14 protein-coding genes are annotated in these 15,830 nt (G+C 72.2%); 8 read left to right on the top strand and 6 right to left on the bottom strand.

Going from position 1 to position 15,830, the window contains the following annotated elements:
- Positions 1-60 precede the first annotated feature (60 nt).
- Positions 61-2,097: a glycosyl hydrolase family 28-related protein gene (locus tag ACGF3C_RS12000; protein WP_393221302.1), complete on the top strand. Its 2,037-nt coding sequence runs from the start codon at positions 61-63 to the stop codon at positions 2,095-2,097.
- A gap of 45 nt (positions 2,098-2,142) precedes the next feature.
- On the opposite strand, the gene ACGF3C_RS11995 is transcribed toward ACGF3C_RS12000, so the two are convergent.
- From ACGF3C_RS11995 to ACGF3C_RS11980, 4 genes are all read right to left on the bottom strand, one after another.
- Complete coding sequence (locus ACGF3C_RS11995; RefSeq protein ID WP_357230774.1) at positions 2,143-2,775, bottom strand: hypothetical protein; 633 nt, start codon at positions 2,773-2,775, stop codon at positions 2,143-2,145.
- Between the two features lie 13 nt (positions 2,776-2,788).
- Entirely contained in the window at positions 2,789-3,886 is a 1,098-nt protein-coding gene (locus ACGF3C_RS11990; protein WP_393221299.1) for an SRPBCC domain-containing protein, read from the bottom strand.
- A gap of 67 nt (positions 3,887-3,953) precedes the next feature.
- On the bottom strand, positions 3,954-5,003 hold the full coding sequence (locus tag ACGF3C_RS11985) for an NAD(P)H-dependent flavin oxidoreductase (protein ID WP_393221295.1): 1,050 nt from the start codon (positions 5,001-5,003) through the stop codon (positions 3,954-3,956).
- A gap of 29 nt (positions 5,004-5,032) precedes the next feature.
- On the bottom strand, positions 5,033-6,145 hold the full coding sequence (locus ACGF3C_RS11980) for a hypothetical protein (RefSeq protein ID WP_393221292.1): 1,113 nt from the start codon (positions 6,143-6,145) through the stop codon (positions 5,033-5,035).
- Between the two features lie 150 nt (positions 6,146-6,295).
- Here ACGF3C_RS11980 and ACGF3C_RS11975 point away from each other — a divergent pair, with 150 nt between their 5' ends.
- From ACGF3C_RS11975 to ACGF3C_RS11965, 3 genes are all read left to right on the top strand, one after another.
- On the top strand, positions 6,296-7,261 hold the full coding sequence (locus ACGF3C_RS11975) for a hypothetical protein (protein ID WP_393221289.1): 966 nt from the start codon (positions 6,296-6,298) through the stop codon (positions 7,259-7,261).
- 136 nt (positions 7,262-7,397) lie between these two features.
- Entirely contained in the window at positions 7,398-9,701 is a 2,304-nt protein-coding gene (locus ACGF3C_RS11970) for a M64 family metallopeptidase (RefSeq protein WP_393221286.1), read from the top strand.
- Between the two features lie 175 nt (positions 9,702-9,876).
- Positions 9,877-10,149 (top strand): hypothetical protein, encoded by a 273-nt coding sequence (locus ACGF3C_RS11965; RefSeq protein WP_357206283.1) that lies wholly within the window; start codon positions 9,877-9,879, stop codon positions 10,147-10,149.
- A 31-nt stretch (positions 10,150-10,180) separates the two neighbouring features.
- Here ACGF3C_RS11965 and ACGF3C_RS11960 read toward each other — a convergent pair whose 3' ends face one another.
- A complete protein-coding gene (locus ACGF3C_RS11960) occupies positions 10,181-10,756 on the bottom strand; it encodes a TetR/AcrR family transcriptional regulator (RefSeq protein WP_393221282.1) in 576 nt (191 codons plus the stop codon).
- Between the two features lie 118 nt (positions 10,757-10,874).
- On the opposite strand from ACGF3C_RS11960, the gene ACGF3C_RS11955 reads away from it, so the two are divergent.
- On the top strand, positions 10,875-11,813 hold the full coding sequence (locus ACGF3C_RS11955) for an NAD-dependent epimerase/dehydratase family protein (protein ID WP_393221279.1): 939 nt from the start codon (positions 10,875-10,877) through the stop codon (positions 11,811-11,813).
- Positions 11,814-11,885: 72 nt separating this feature from the next.
- Here the strand turns inward: ACGF3C_RS11955 and ACGF3C_RS11950 are convergent, their stop codons facing one another.
- Entirely contained in the window at positions 11,886-13,154 is a 1,269-nt protein-coding gene (locus ACGF3C_RS11950) for an Nramp family divalent metal transporter (RefSeq protein WP_393221276.1), read from the bottom strand.
- Between the two features lie 263 nt (positions 13,155-13,417).
- Here ACGF3C_RS11950 and ACGF3C_RS11945 point away from each other — a divergent pair, with 263 nt between their 5' ends.
- From ACGF3C_RS11945 to ACGF3C_RS11935, 3 genes are all read left to right on the top strand, one after another.
- Positions 13,418-13,825, top strand: coding sequence for a GntR family transcriptional regulator (locus ACGF3C_RS11945; protein ID WP_357228121.1), 408 nt, complete (start codon positions 13,418-13,420; stop codon positions 13,823-13,825).
- 85 nt (positions 13,826-13,910) lie between these two features.
- A complete protein-coding gene (locus tag ACGF3C_RS11940) occupies positions 13,911-14,801 on the top strand; it encodes an ABC transporter ATP-binding protein (RefSeq protein ID WP_393221272.1) in 891 nt (296 codons plus the stop codon).
- Entirely contained in the window at positions 14,798-15,784 is a 987-nt protein-coding gene (locus ACGF3C_RS11935) for an ABC transporter permease (protein WP_393221269.1), read from the top strand. Before ACGF3C_RS11940 ends, ACGF3C_RS11935 begins: the two co-directional genes overlap by 4 nt.
- Positions 15,785-15,830: the final 46 nt, after the last annotated feature.

The following is a 15,830-nucleotide window of genomic DNA, read 5'->3' as shown; positions in this document are numbered from 1 at the left end:
GTCGGGCGTCGGGGGGACGCCGGGCGGACCTCCACCACCACCCACCCAGGAGGGTCACCGATGTTTCGCAGCCTCACGCCGGCGCGGGGACGCCCCGGCCGGCCCAGCGGCACCGCCGTCGCGCTCGCGGCCGGTCTCGCCGTGCTGGTCGCCGGACCCACCGCGGCCGTCGCCAGTCCACCCGCGTCCGCCGGCGCGCAGCCGGTGGTCACCCGGGCCGCCCTCGATCCGGCGCTGGTCGCCGGACGCGGCGCGGACGTCGACTTCCTTGAGCAGGAAGCGGAGAACGCCCGCACCAACGGCGAGATCATCGGGCCCGACCGCACCGCCTACACGCTGCCCGCGGAGGCTTCCGGCCGACGGGCGGTCCGGCTCACCCCCGGGGAGTACGTGGAGTTCGTCCTGCCCAGCGCGGCGAACGGAATCACCGTCCGGTACAGCATCCCGGACGCGCCGCAGGGTGGCGGGATCACCGCGCCGCTGCGGGTCGCCGTCAACGGCAAGCACCTGCGCACCATGACGCTCACATCGCAGTACTCGTGGCTCTACAACCAGTACCCGTTCACCAACGACCCGCAGGCCGGGCTGCTGCACCCGGACTGGTGGATCACCGAGTGCCAGTGCGTGCCGTCGGCCACCACGCCGTACCCGAGCATCACCAAGCCGTTCCGGCCCACCCACTTCTACGACGAGCAGCGGTTGCTGCTCGGGCGTACCTACCGGGCCGGCGACAAGGTCCGGCTCACCGCGCTGCCCGGCAGCGCCGCCGCCTGGACGGTCATCGACCTGCTCGACTCCGAGCTGGTGGCACCGCCGCACGTCCGACTGCTCGCGGCGAACGTGCTCGCCTTCGGCGCCGACCCCACCGGCCGGCGGGACTCCGCCGACGCGCTGGACCGGGCCATCACCTTCGCCCGGCGCGCCCACCTCAAGGTCTACATTCCGCCGGGCACCTACCAGGTCAACCGGCACATCATCGTCGACGACGTGACCATCGAGGGCGCCGGCAACTGGTACACCACGATCAAGGGCCGCGAGGTCGCCCTGCCGACTCCCGCGCCGGACGGCTCCGTGCACACCGGGGTCGGGTTCTACGGGCGGGACGCCGCCGACGGCGGCAGCCGCAACGTGCACCTCTCCGGCTTCGCCATCGAGGGCGACGTGCGGGAACGCATCGACACCGACCAGGTCAACGCGATCGGTGGGGCGATGAGCGACTCCACGATCGACGGGCTCTACCTGCACCACACCAAGGCAGGTCTGTGGTTCGACGGCCCGATGCGCAACGTCCGCGTCACCAACAACATCATCGTCGACCAGATCGCCGACGCGCTCAACTTCCACACCGGCGTGACCGACTCCCTCGTGTCGCACAACTTCGTCCGCAACACCGGCGACGACGGCCTGGCGATGTGGTCGGAGAAGACGGCCAACGCACGGAACACGTTCGACCACAACACCGTGCAGTCACCGACCCTTGCCAACGGCATCGCCATCTACGGCGGCACCGACACCACCGTCTCGCACAACCTGGTCGCCGACCCGGTACGCGAGGGCAGCGGCCTGCACGCCGGGGCCCGCTTCGGCGCGGAGCCGTTCACCGGGCACCTGCGCTTCACGAACAACACCACAGCCCGCGCCGGCACGTACGAGCTGAACTGGAACATCGGGCTGGGCGCGATCTGGGTCTTCGCCCTGGATCGCAGCATCGAGGCGCCCATCGAGGTGACCGGCGACGCGTACCTGGACAACACGTACAACGCGATCATGCTGGTCAGCGACTGGCCGGTGAAGGACCTCTACTCGATCTCCGACGCGCGGTTCCGAGACGTCCGGGTCGACGGCACCGGCACCTCGGTGCTCAGCGCCCGCGCTGCCGGGTCCGCCTCGTTCGCCAACGTGGACGCTCGCAACGTGGGCGCGGTCGGCGTCAACAACTGCGGATCGTTCCACTTCACCCCGGCCGGTTCGGAGTTCACACTGACCGACCTCGGCGGTAACGACGGCGGGTGGCTCGCGCCGTGGCTGCTGCCCAACACCATCACCTGCGACGACCGGCCGCCCGTGTCGCCGCCCCCGCCTCCGGCACAGTGGTGACAGCGGTGGGCGGCCCGATCGATCGGGCCGCCCACCGCACACGGATCAGCGCGTCCTGGCGTACGCCAGCGGAACGGTCGTGGGCTGACCGTCCCAACTGCCGCTCAGCGTGCCCCCGGTCGAGCCGTCGGCCCCGGCCCCCGGCCGGCGCACGACGACCAGCTCGACGGTGTCGGTGGCGATGAGCGTGCGGTCCTCGTCGACCACCCGTCGCACCGCGCCGACGGCCGGTACCTGGGCGGTGGCGCCGTCGACGACGACCGTCACCGTCGGCTCACGCACCTCGCGCCGACCGTCGACCTCGAAGTACTGCTCCGCCTGACCGCTGCCGGTGAGGATCGCGTGGGCGAGCGCGGCCGCGTAGACCGGGTCGACGCAGCCGTCGTACACCCAGCGCCGGCCGAGCACCGAATGCTCGGTGGTGCCGACCAGCCAGCCGTCCGCACCGTCGAGGGGCGCGGCGCGGTAGGTGAGCGGAACATGGTGGACCGGGCCGTCGGCGGCGCCGACCAGCATCGTCTCGATGCCGACCTCGCCGTCCGGGTCGTCGAAGCGGTAGGCGCCCCGGCTGACCACCTCGACGCCGGTCGGTCCGGCGTACCACTGTCGGGTGGGCAGCCAGGCCGTCAGCAGGTCCAGTTTCGTGGGGTGCAGGGTCGCCCTGTGCAGCAGTGCCATGACGGCAGCCTAGTCAGAGGCCCGCGCAGGGTTGCCCGCCGATCGTGCAGCTCTCCGGCTCCCTGGCGTTCGGCCGGCTGTCGCGGACGTCGAAGCTGATCGTCTGGGATCCCCCGGCCGCCACGGCGGCTCCGGTGAAGGTGAGCACCCGTCGGTCCTGTCGCCAGTTCGCGCCGTCGACGTCGTCGACAGTGGTGCCTTCGGCGAGGGTGACCACCACTGCCCAGTCCGCCACCGGTGCGCCGCCGGGGTTGCCGACCACGATCTCTCCGGTGTAGCCGAACAGTCGGTCGGATTCGGTCTCGTAGCGGGCCGTGACGGGCGCCGGTGGCGGAGGTGGCGCCGCCGACGTGGGCGTCAGCGAGGGCTTCGCCGACGGGGTCCGGCTCGGCCGGGTGGTCGCCGATGCGGTGGCCCGGGAGGGGCGCGCCGAGGGGGTCGCCGTGGAGGCGACCGTGGCCCTGCCGGCCGTCGCGGTCGGCGACGCGGACGCGGTCGCGGTCGGTGCGGGCGCGGCGACCGGCTTCGAGTCGCGCGGCAACGTCACCCATGCCGCCGTCCCCGCCAGCAGCACGGCCCCGGCGACCACGGCGACCAGCGTGCGACGCCGACGGGGGTTGCGGCCGGCCCTGCCGCGTACGCCGATCAGCGGCAGTTCCGCGGTCATCCCACCGTCGGCCCGGCGCAGGTCGACCTGCTGGAAGGCGAGCCAGTCGAGAATGGCCGGCAGTCGTACCGTCAGCGCCTGCCGGAGCTGTTGCTCGCGCGGCTTCTGCTGCTCGACCGACCAACCGCCGTGCGTGGTGACCTCCCGCACCTCCAGCCGGCAGCCCTGAGTCGTGGTCGTGACGTCACAGGTCACCTCGCTGAGCCGACCGGCCTCGTCGCAGGCCAGCACGAGGAGGTCCGGCTCCTGCCGCTCGGTGACCTCGACCTCGACGTCGGCCTGGAAGCCGGGCAGGCCGGCGGTGCGCAGCAGCATGCGGTCCGGTACGCCCTCGACCATCTCGGCCTCGGCGAACCACCGGCCGAGCAACTCCCGATCGGTCAGGGCGCGCCAGACCCGCTCAGCCGGGTGGGACAGCTCGACCTGCGCACCGATCTCGATCACGGCGAGACTCTAACGGGTTGCCCGCCCGGCCTGTCCCGCCCGCCCGAGCCGGTTGCCGACGGCCTGGTCAGCCCCAGCGGCTGGACCGCTCGACCACTGTGGCCAGCGCGGCCCGGGCGTCGGCGCTCACCTCGGCGACCACCTGCGCCGCCGGCACGTCCCGGGCCAGCGGGTGCGCCTGCCCGGCCCACAGGTTGGCCACCGATGCGTCCGCGTCGCGCCGGGCGGCGGCGAGCAGGGGCCGCGTCAGGTGCAGCACCTGGGGGTAACCACGCGGTGCCACCGCGTCGTGCTCGCGCAGGAAGTCGTTGGCCACGCCACGGGCCCGCTTACCGGTGTACGCCCGGGTCAACGCGGTCGGTGCGGCACCGGCCACCGCCGCCCGGTGCATCGGCGAACTGCCCGCCTCCGGGCAGCGCAAAAAGGCCGTGCCGAGTTGCGCGGCGGCAGCGCCGGCGGCCAGCACGGCAGCCACCGAGGGGCCGTCGACGAGGCCACCCGCGGCCACCAGCGGCCGGTCGCAGCGGGCGGCGGCCAGCCGGAGCAGCGGCAGCAACCCGTAGTCGTCGTCGTCCGGCAGGCCGCCGCGATGCCCACCGGCCTCGGTGCCCTGCACCACCACCGCGTCCACACCGAGGTCGGCGGCGGCGGTCGCGGCGTCCGGGCGGGTGACGGTGGCCCACACCTCGGTGCCGCGCTCGCGCAGGGCGGTGACCGCCGTCCGGTCGGGAAGCCCGAACACGAAGGACACGACCGGGACCGGGTCCGCGAGCAGCGCGGCCAGCTTCTCCGGGTACGCGTCGTCGCCGCCCACCGGCTCGCCCAGGCTCACGCCGCGTCGCGCGGCCTGCGGGGAGAGCCGTTCGGCGTACGCCCGGACGGCGGCCTCGTCGACGCCGCCGGGATCGGGCAGGAAGAGGTTCACACCGAACGGCCGATCGGTACGCGAGCGGACCTCGGCGACGTCGGCGAGCAGCCCGCCGGTGTCGATCATCCCGGCGGCGAGGAAGCCCAGCCCACCCGCGGCGGACACGGCGGCCACCAGCGCGGGCGTGGACGGGCCACCAGCCATCGGGGCGGCGATGATCGGGTGGCGCAACGTGGACAGGACGGACATCCCCCCATCCTGCCGCAGCCCCGGCCCGCTCAGCGGCGCGCGGTGTGTCTCCACCACAGCACGCCGCCGACCCCGAGCAGGACCAGCAGTGTCCCCGCGCCGAGGGCCAGCGGCCAGGTCCGCCCACCCCCTGCGCCGGCCTCTCCGGCGGCCGGACGGAGCGCCGTGGGCGACACCGGGTCGACGGACTCCGTGGAGGGCGCGGCGGTGACAGTGGTGGCAGTGGCCGGGTAGCGCAGGATCGTCGAGCGGGTGCCGGCTGGCTGACCGGCGGACTCGGAGACGGTCAGCAACGACCGGCCGTCGCGACTGTAGGTGATCGACTCGCCCTGGGGCTCGTCCGGCAACGGGGTGATCCTCGGGGTGCCGGTGGTCAACGCGCGGACCACGTCGCCGTCGGGGACGTCGTACTCGAAGGCGTCGGCGTAGCTGCGCAGCACCACCCGCCGTCCGTCCGGTGCGCTGGCCGCGCCGGTGATCACGCCGCGCCCCAGGAACGAGAACGGGTTGCTGGTCGTGGTCGAGGGCACTGTCACCTGGCCGAGCGCGGTCAGCGGCGTCGTCGCGTCCGGCCGCAACGCGGTGGCCGGCGCGTAGAGGAAGACAGTGCCGCTGCCGCCCTTGGTGACGATCAGCGGCCGACCGGACGCGTCGAGCAGCAGCGCCTCGGCGTCGTGCGGACGGTCCGGGTAGGTCATCCGGTGCAGCACCGGCTGCTTCGCCCCCGGTGCCAGCCGCCACACGCCGACCGTCGGCCGGGAGCGGTCGTTGTCACCGATGTCGGCGACCCAGACGGTGCCGTCCCGGCCGATGGCCAGGTCCTCGGTGTCGCGGGGCCGGGACGGGAAGGAGACGGTGCGCACCACGGCGCAGCGCTGGTCGAGGTAGAAGATCCGGCGGCGGGCCTCGTCGTCGGCCCCGTCGTTGATCACCACGTACCCGTCGTCGGTGGCTACCATCCCGGAGATCTCGCGCAGCCGGTCGTCGCGCACCTGGCAGACCGGCGTCCCCGCTGCCGCGCCCGCCGTGGCAGCGCCCGGCGCCAGCACCACTGCCGGTGGCAGCACGCCCGCGAGCAACGCGGTCACCACCGCCCCCGCACGAGCACGCCGCCCCCAGGTCAACCGTCCACGTACCCGCATCGCCCACCCTCCTCGTCGCGGCCGTGACCGGCCACCCGCCCATCCTGGCCGATCCCGGCCACGGTCGGCGGTGATCGGGGGGACGCGCCGGGACCCCTGGTCGATGTACTGTCGCTCCGCCTGATCTTCACGCCGGGGGTGGACATGTCCGTGAGCGACACCGCGCCGGCCACCCGGTTCGCACGGCGGCTGCTGCGCCGCCTCGGCCGCCCGGCCAGCGGCCCCGCCGTCGCCTGGGTGCCGCTCGCCGCTGTCGTCTGCGGCCTCTTCACCGGCGCCCTGGCCAGCCGGGCCGCCTGGGAGACCTCCCGACCGCAACCCGACCGGGCCGAGGCCGCCGCCATCCTCACCGAGGTCTTTCCCGGCCACGACCTCGACGAGATCGACACCCCGCCGGCGCTGTTCGTCGTCTACGGGCACGCGCTGCGCCTGTCGACGGTCAAGACCCTCGTGCTCGGTGACGGCGGCGAGTACCAGGAGAGCGCCACCGGCGCCGGTGCCCTCGGCGCGCCACCGGTGCCCGCCGAGCAGATCGTCACGGTGGCCCGGGAGCGCCTGACCGGTGCCGGCTGGCGGGTGTACGACCCACAGGTGTCCGACCGTGTCAGCTGCGCGGACAAGATGTGCGCCACCCCGCAGGCGGTCACCGACACCGCGCTGACCGCCCGACGTGACGACACCATCCTGAACGCCTCGATCTCCTCGCAGACAGCCGCCGACGCCAGCTACCTCTCGGTCGAGCTGCACCGCGCGCCGCCACCCCTGGTGGTCCCCGCCGGAGTGCTCGGCACGGTGCTGGGCGCGGTGGCCGGTTGGCTGGTCTTCGGCTGGGTCAGCCGACGCACCGAGGGACGACGCAGCCGCGGCACTGTGAACGGTCTGCTGGGTGTGGCCACGGTGCTGTGGTGGCTGCCGCTGCCGCTGCGCGTCCCGTCCCTGCTGTCGCACCACCTCGGCGAGCCGCACCCGGCCTGGCACCCGTACTGGGAGTGGCTGGGCCAGCCGGCCGCGTCGCTGCTCTTTCTGGTCGGCGCGGTGTGCGTGCTGCTGGCGCTGGGGCTGGGGCTGGCCGCCGGTACCCGCCGGAACACCACGCCCGAGGCGACTGCCGACTGACCGCCGAGGGTTACCTGTCGCTCGTCAGACCGGTACGGTCCGAGATGTCCACGGTCACGGCAGGCCCGGACGACGGCGCCCCGCCGGGCCCGACGCCCGTCTCCGCCAGGCCGAACGGCCATGGAAGGGGCGCAGGGTGCGGATCAGAGCGGGGTTGTGTGTCGCGGCGCTCGTCGCGGCGGGACTGACGGTCGGCACACCGGCCGCCGCCGCACCGGCCGTCACCCCGACGGCTGGTGCCACAGTGGTGCCGATCCAGGTCACCGGTGACCCGGCGACGCGGTTCAACCTGGTGCTGCTGGGCGACGGTTACACCGAGGCCGATCTGCCCACCTTTCGAGCACACGTGGACCGGCACCTCAACACCCTGTGGACGATCGAGCCGTTCAAGTCCTACCGCAGCTACTTCAACGTCTACGCCGTGGAGATCGTCTCGGCGGAGTCCGGGGTGGACTGCGACCCCGGCCTGTCCGCGCCGCGACGCGACACCGCGCTGGGCATGGGTTTCTGGGGTGGTTGCAACCCGGCGAGCGTGCAACGCCTGCTCACCGTCGACGGCGTCGCCGCGAACGCGTACGCCGACCTGGCCGGCGGCACCAACCCCGGCAACCGGCAGTTGATCGCGCTGGCCAACAGCGGCACCTACGGTGGGGCCGGCGGCAGCAACGCCACCGCCTCCGGCGGCAACGCGCTCTCCGCGCTGATCAGCCCGCACGAGCTGGGGCACTCGCTCGGTGGCCTGCAGGACGAGTACGACTACTACGGTCGTGGGGTGCCGGGCGACACCTACAGCGGGCCGGAACCGGGCTCGGTGCACCACACCGTGCTGACCGAGGGGCAGATGCGCGACACCCGGGCCAAGTGGTGGCGCTGGCTGGGTGAGCCGAGCGAGGCGGGCGGGACGATCGGCCGCTACGAGGGCGGCCTGTACCTCCAGCGTGGAGTGTGGCGACCGAGCCGGCACTCGATGATGAAGTCGCTGGGCTTCTACTTCGACCAGGTCGGCCGGGAGCGGATGACCGAACGGATCGCCGCCCGGGTCGGCATCGTGCAGGGCGGCACGGCCACCGATCAGGCGGTCGGCGCGGACCGACTGCTCTGGGTGGACACCCTGCACCCGGTGAGCCACACGTTGACGGTGACGTGGTCCGTGGACGGCAGGGCGGTGCCCCGCACCGGCAACACGCGCCATCTGGACCTGCGGAAACTACGGCTCTCCCCCGGCCGGCACACGGTGACCGCCACGGTGACCGACCCGACGGAGTTCGTCCGCGACCCGGCGATCCGCAGCTCACCGGCGCTGACCCAGACCCGCACCTGGGCCGTGGACACCGCGGTGCGTACCCCGACGGTGGATTCGCCGCTGGCGATCACGGCGTCCACCGCGACCGACCGACCGGTCGGCGCGCAGGACGTGGTGTACGTGCGGACCAGCCAGCCCACCGATCGGGCGCCACGCGTGCGCTGGACGCTCGACGGCCGGCCGGTGGCCGACACCGGCACTGACCGGGACGTGGACCTGAGCACCCTGCGCCTGTCGCGGGGCTCCCACCGGCTGACCGCCCGGGTCAGCGAGCCGGGCACCGGGAGGGCGGTGACCCGCACCTGGACGGTCGACGCGACACGACCCGACGTGGCGTACGCCCTCTCCGAGCCGCTGCTCACCGCGACTCGGCCCGGCCGACCCACCGAGTACGTGTTCAACGGCCCGTTCACCATGGGGTTGACCGGCACCGACGACGGCACCGGCCAGGTCACGTCGGAGTTCCGGCTCGACGGCGACGGGTGGCACAACTACTACGGCTGGCCCACCGACGCCCGATCGCCGTTCCTGTTCACCGCCACCGGCACCGACGTGGACGGCCTGGTCTACGGCAACCTCGGCTCGGGCGGCCTGTCGGTGTCCCCGTTCGCTGAGCGGTCTCCCGGGTACGGCCGGCACCGCGTCGAATACCGGGGCATCGACGCCGTCGGCAACATCGGGCCGGCCCGCGCGTTCGTGGCCACGCTGATCCCGCCACCACCGGCCTGCACCACTGTGGTCACCGGCCGGCACGCCGGCCCGCTGACCGTCACGGCCGGTGTCACCTGTCTGCGCGCGGCCACCGTGACCGGCAAGGTCACCGTCGCGCCCGGCGCCGCACTGGTCACCCAGGGCTCCACGATCGCCGGAAACCTGACGGCGTCGGGCGCCACCGCCGTCGAGGTGCTGAACACCGAGGTACGCGGCGCGGTGACGCTGACCGGCACCGCCAACCACGTCACGATGGTGGGGGCCCGGGTGGCCGGGCCGCTGGCGCTGACCGGTAATGCATCGGCGCCCATCCTCGCCGGCGGCGAGGTCGGCGCGTTGGCCTGCTCGGGCGGCCCGGCCCCGGTCGACCTGGGCGCACCCACCAGGGTGCGGACGCCGACCGCTGCCCACTGCCGGCGCGCATGACGCCGTACCTCTCAAGATCCGCGCAACTACCGGGACAGTGCTGCTTCCGCCGCTACCGAGGCAGCATCGTCCCGGAAACTGCCGAGATCTCGACCGACGTGCCGGCCTGACTGGGGCGCTGGCGGGTAGGCAGCGGCCCGGCGGCATGTCGACACCCGCCGGGTGGGAGGCTTCGATGAGCACGTACCGGGATGATCAGGGCGAAACGTTCCCTCCTCCGGAGGCGGACGCCCAGGAGCAACGACAGGACGCGTTCGACGTCGGGCCACCGGACCGGGTGTCGGGTGACGTCGACCCCGAAGCGTCCGAGGCGGACCTGGCCGAGCAGGGCGCCCTTCCGGCGGGCACGCTGGAGGAGGTGACGTCCCTGCCTGCCGACGCCAACCCGGCGGACGCCCTCGAACAGCTCCAGGAGATTCCCGTCCGCGACGAGGGCCGTCGGACGTGACGCGTGAGGTCAGGTTTCGATCCCCTGGCGCTCAGCGGGTCCGGATCCCGTTCAGTACGACATCGAGGTAGTGGCGACCGGCTGCGGCTTGCTGCTGTTGCGAATCGGTGGCTGCATGCATCCTGGCCGAGAAGGCGACTCCACACATCAGTGGCGTCATGTCGGCGAGCGTGATGCCGGGCGCCAGCAAGCCTGCCGCCCTGACCCGTACGAACAGTTTGTCGAACAACGAGGACAGCTCATCGAGCAGGTGCGCTGTGCCCGGCAGGGTGGCCGCGGGCGTGGACAGCACCGAGGACAGGGCGACGTCGAGTAGTTGCGCGTCCACGACCCTGACCAGGAAATCACGGAAAGCGGTCCAGGGGTCGTCCTGCTGCACGGCCCGTTCGGCGGCCTGGATCAGCGCCTCAAGTCCGTCCACCGACACCGCCTCGATCAACGCCTGAGGCGTTGGGAAGTGCCGGTACACCGTGGCGACGCCAACGCCGGCCGCGCGTGCCACCTCGTTCAGCTGAATCGGGGTGCCGTCCGCGACCAACGTCCGGCCGATCTCGATGATTCGCTGGCGGTTGCGTACTGCGTCCTTACGGGGCGGCGAAGCGGTCACCCCTCCAGCATAAGCGGATAACAGCTCCACTTGCCCAGCCTGTGTCCGTAGCCCCGAGCGGCAGCCATGAACGGTGAAACGGATGCCTCATCCGGTTCGTGCTACAGTTGGCAAACGGATGATCCATCCGTTTTACCGTTGGTTCGGCTCTGGAGAGAACATGCAGATCCTCATCACCGGCGGCACCGGCTACCTGGGCTCGGTGCTCGTCGAACACTTCGTCGCCGCGGGCCACGACGTGGTGGCGCTGACCCGGTCCCCGGAATCAGCAGCCAAGATGACAAAGGCCGGTGCGTCTCCCCTGCTCGGCGACCTGACCGACACCGCGCTCCTTGAGAAGGCTGCGGCGGAAGCCGACGCGGTGGTGCACACCGCAGTCGACTATTTCGGTGGCGAGGACGCGATCAGGGCAGAGGCCGCTGCCGTGGAGGCGCTGACCCGTGGGGCGGGCGCGGCGGGAACCGGCAAGCCGTTCCTCTACACCAGCACGAACCTGGTCTACGGGCTCGACCCCACCCATTCCCGCGATGAAGACGCCGAACTGCCGGAGCCGGGCCTGCAGCCGTTCAAGCTCGTCGGCGAGCGACTGGTGCGCGAGGCGGCGGGCCTGAACAGCATCATCATCCGCGCGGGTCTGGTCTATGGTCGCGGGGGTTCCCTGCTGCTGACCAGTCTGATCGGCGCCGCGACCCAGTCGGGCGCGGCTACCTACATCGACGCTGGTGACAACGAGTGGACCCCGGTGCACGTGGACGACCTCGCCCGCCTGTATCTGGCGGCGCTGGAGCGCCCGGTGGCGGGCACCTACAACGCGACCGGACCGCAACAGTTCACCTTCCGCGAGCTTGCCGAGGCGATCGCGGACTTGACCGGAACCACCGCGACCTCGATCACCGCCGAACAGGCCGAGAGCGCCATGGGGCCGATGGCCGCGTTGCTCGGATCCTCGGCGCGCATCACCTCTCACAAGGCGCGCGACACGTTCGGCTGGAGCACCAGCGGTCCCGCCCTGCCGGACGACGTGCGCTCCGGCTCCTACCAGGTCGTGAACCCCTGAGCCCCAGCCTGAACAGCCGAGCCGTTGTCGGTCGATCTGGTTGACGGGGTTGTGCACGCGTGATCGGGCTACTCACCCGGCGACGACCTGCCAGAGCAGGAAGGCGTTCAGCGCGACCACCAGCACGGCCACCAGGGACGCGGCGGCGGTGGTGAGCGGGTGGTTGACCAGGTTGCCCATCAGGTCGCGTCGGCGGGTGAAGGCGACCACCGGGATCAGTGCGAACGGGATGCCGAAGCTGAGGATGACCTGGGACAACACGAGCGCCCGGGTCGGGTCGAGGCCGATGGCGAGCACGGCCAACGCGGGCAGCAGGGTGACCAGCCGACGCAGCAGCAACGGTACCCGCCGCCGCAGGAAGCCCTGCATGATCACTTCTCCGGCGTAGGTGCCGACGCTCGTCGAGGCGAGCCCCGAGACCAACAGGGCGACGGCGAAGCCGAACGCGGCGGCGATCCCGATGGTCTGACCGAGCCCGGCGTGCACCCCCTCCAGGCTGTCCGCACCCCCCGGGCCGCCACCGCGGAAGCTGGCCGCGGCGATCAGCAGCATGGCGAGGTTGACCGCGCCGGCGGCGCTCAGGGCGAGCAGCACGTCGGTGCGCTGGCCGCGGAACAGGATCCGACGCTCGCTGTCGTCGGCGGCGGGGATGCGATCGCGGGTGAGCGCGGAGTGCACGTAGATGACGTGCGGCATGACTGTCGCGCCGAGGATGCCGGCGGCCAACAACACGCTGTCGGTGCCCTGTAGGCGCGGCACCATGCCGGCCATGGCCGAGCCGGGATCGGAGCCGGAGGCGAGCAGGTTGGCGGCGAAGGCCAGCACGATCACCCCGAGCAGGACGGCGATGGCGATCTCGAAGGCGCGGTACCCGCGTGAGCGCAGGGCGAGCACGGCGAAGGCGGCGGTGCCGATGATGATCCCGCCGGGCAGCAGGGGGATGCCGAAGAGCAGGTACAGGGCGACCGCGCCACCGATCACCTCGGCCAGGTCGGTGGCCATGGCTACCAACTCGGCCTGCACCCACATCACCCGGTTCAGCGGTCGGGGCAGGCGTTCCCGGCACAGCTCGGGCAGGCTGCGCCCGGTGGCCAGACCGAGCTTCGCGGTGAGCGTCTGCACCAGCATCGCCATCAGGTTCGCCACCACCACGACCCAGACCAGCAGGTAGCCGTAGCGGGCGCCGGCGGCGGAGTTGGTGGCGAAGTTGCCGGGGTCGACGTACGCGACGGCGGCGACGAACGCCGGACCGAGCAGGATCAACCGCCCGCGTACGCGGCCCCGGGCGCGAGCTGCCTGGAGTGGAGTCGCCCTCGACGTCGTCAGTTCGTTGGTGACCATCGAACACCTCCCGTCCGCGCGGATCGCTGCCGGTCCCTTCCCCCCGTGCTGACCCTTGGGTGCCAACCGGTGGCCTGCCGGTGCCACCTGGGTCGGCCCGCCCGGCAGGACTCGATGCGCCCGCCGGCAGGCAACGCGGCGCGCCGGGCGAGACGCGCCGCGCCCGAACAGAACGTGCCCCTTCGGGCTTGACAGCCGGTGGGCCACCGATGAAGCTGTCTATTAGTCCTACTGTCGTAGGACAACAGGAAGGGTCATCGGGAGTGATCGAGTTCGTACTGGACAGCCGGTCGAAGGTGAACACCTACATGCAGCTCGTGCAGCAGGTGAAACAGGCGCTCCGGGTTGGTCTGCTGACGCCGGGCGACCAGTTGCCGAAGGTCCGGGACGTCGCGCAATCCCTGGCGATCAACCCGAACACGGTGCTGAAGGCGTACCGGGAGTTGGAGATCGAGGGTCTGGTCGGCGGCCGACCCGGGGTGGGCACGTTCGTCCAGCGCACGCTGGCCAGCGCGTCCCTGCCCAACCAGGCCGAGCTGCGCGACGACCTGGTCGCGTGGCTGCACCGGGCGCAGGCGGCCGGCCTCACGGCGGAGGACGTCATCGCCCTGGTGGAGACGACGCTGCGCGCCACCCTCGCCGACGACGCCCCGCAGCCGGAACGCGCGTGAGCGAGCAGATCGAACGAACCATCAGACAGCACGAGCGCCCGCGCGACCGCGAAACGGTGGCGTGAACGGAACGAGAGGACAAGGAATGGACATGGTCTTGGAAGCAGACCGGCTCGGCAAACGGTACGGCAGCACCTGGGCGTTGCGGGACTGCTCGCTGCATCTGCCGGCCGGCCGGATCGCCGCGCTGGTCGGGCCGAACGGCGCGGGTAAGAGCACGCTGCTGCACCTGGCCGTCGGGCTGCTCAAGCCCGATGCCGGTGCGGTCCGGGTGTTCGGCCGATCCACGTACGGCGACACGGAGGGCCTGGCCGACATCGGCTTCGTCGCCCAGGACACCCCGCTGTACCGGGACTTCACGGCGGCCGAGTTGGTCATCGCCGGCGGCAAGCTGAACAAGCGGTGGGACGCGGCGTTGGCCCGCCAGCGGCTGGCGCAGCTCGGCATCCCGCCGGACAAGCCGGTCGGCAAGCTCTCCGGCGGTCAACGGGCCCAGGTCGCGCTGGCTCTGGCGCTGGCGAAGCAGCCCCGACTGCTGCTGCTCGACGAGCCGGTCGCCAGCCTCGACCCGCTGGCGCGACGGGAGTTCCTCCAGTCGCTGATGGGCAGCGTCGCGGAGTCGGGCACCACCGTCCTGCTCTCCTCGCACCTGCTGGCCGACCTGGAACGGGTCTGTGACTACCTGATCGTGCTGAACGCCTCCCAGGTGCAACTCACCGGCGCGGTCGACGACCTGGTCGCCGAGCACCGGCAGCTCGTCGGGCCACGACACGACGGCGGCGTCATCGGGGGCGTCGCCGCAGTGATCCGGGCCAGCCACACCGACCGGCAGTCCACTCTGCTGGTCCGCGCCGACGGGCCGGTCACCGATCCGGCCTGGACGGTCCGCGAGGTGAGCCTGGAGGACGTCGTGCTGGCATACCTGGCCGACGGCACCACGAAGACCAGTCACAGCGAGTGGGGGGTAGCAGCATGATCTGGTTGACCTGGCGGCAACACCGCAAGCAGGCGTTCTACACGCTGCTGGCGCTCGCCGCGCTCGCCGCCCTGCTGGTGCCGATCGGCATCGCGATGCGGCACACCTTCGCCGACCTCGGGCTGACCGACTGTGCCAGCCAACTCGCCCGCGCCGACGTGGCGCAGGCGACCCGGGAGACCTGCGACGCGGGGTTCCACCGCTTCAGCAACAAGTACGGCAGCCTGAACCTGGTGGCCGTACTGCTGATCACCCTGCCGGCGCTTGTCGGCCTGTTCTGGGGTGCCCCGCTCGTCGCCCGCGAGGTGGAGCAGGGCACGCACCGGTTCGTCTGGACGCAGGGCGTCGGCCGGACCCGCTGGGCCGTGGTGAAGTTCGGGCTGGTGGGCGCGGCGGTCGTGCTCCTCGCGGTGGTCTACGGGCTGGGCATGTCGTGGTGGGTCGACCCGCTCACCCAGGCCGCGTTCGAGGGTCGGTTCGGCGTGATCGTCTTCGACCTGCAGGGCGTCGCTCCGATCGGCTACACCCTCTTCGCCGTCGCGCTCGGCGTCTTCGTCGGCACCGTCTGGAAGCGGATGCTGCCCGCCATGGGCATCACCCTCGCCGGGTTCATCGGGGTGCGGGCGGCTGTGGCGATCCTGGCCCGACCGCACTACCAGCCGGCCCGCACCCAGACCTTCCCCATCGAGGGGGAAGGGCCGCCGGAGGTCAGCCGGGGGGACTGGGTCCTCGCCCAGGGCATCCGTAACCCCGACGGAGAGTGGGTCTCGGACGGCCGGATCCAGTGCCCAACGGGCGGGAAGGGGCCGGACGGTCGGGTCTGCGGTGCCGAGTTGGGCCTCGAACCGGGCGCGTACAACTGGCAGCTCTACCAACCGGCGGACCGGTTCTGGCTGTTCCAGGGCATCGAGACCGGCATCTTCGTCGCTCTGGCCTTCCTGCTGCTCTACCTCGCCATTCGCCGGGTGCGCCGGATCGCGTAGCTCGACGGCGGGTGATCGCCGGGGCCACGGGGCTCGGCGATCACCC

It is taken from the genome of Micromonospora sp. NPDC047762 (genome assembly GCF_043204655.1).
Lineage (GTDB): Bacteria > Actinomycetota > Actinomycetes > Mycobacteriales > Micromonosporaceae > Micromonospora.
Note: the sequence above shows the minus strand (reverse complement) of the source record. Positions and strands in the feature narration are given on the sequence as shown.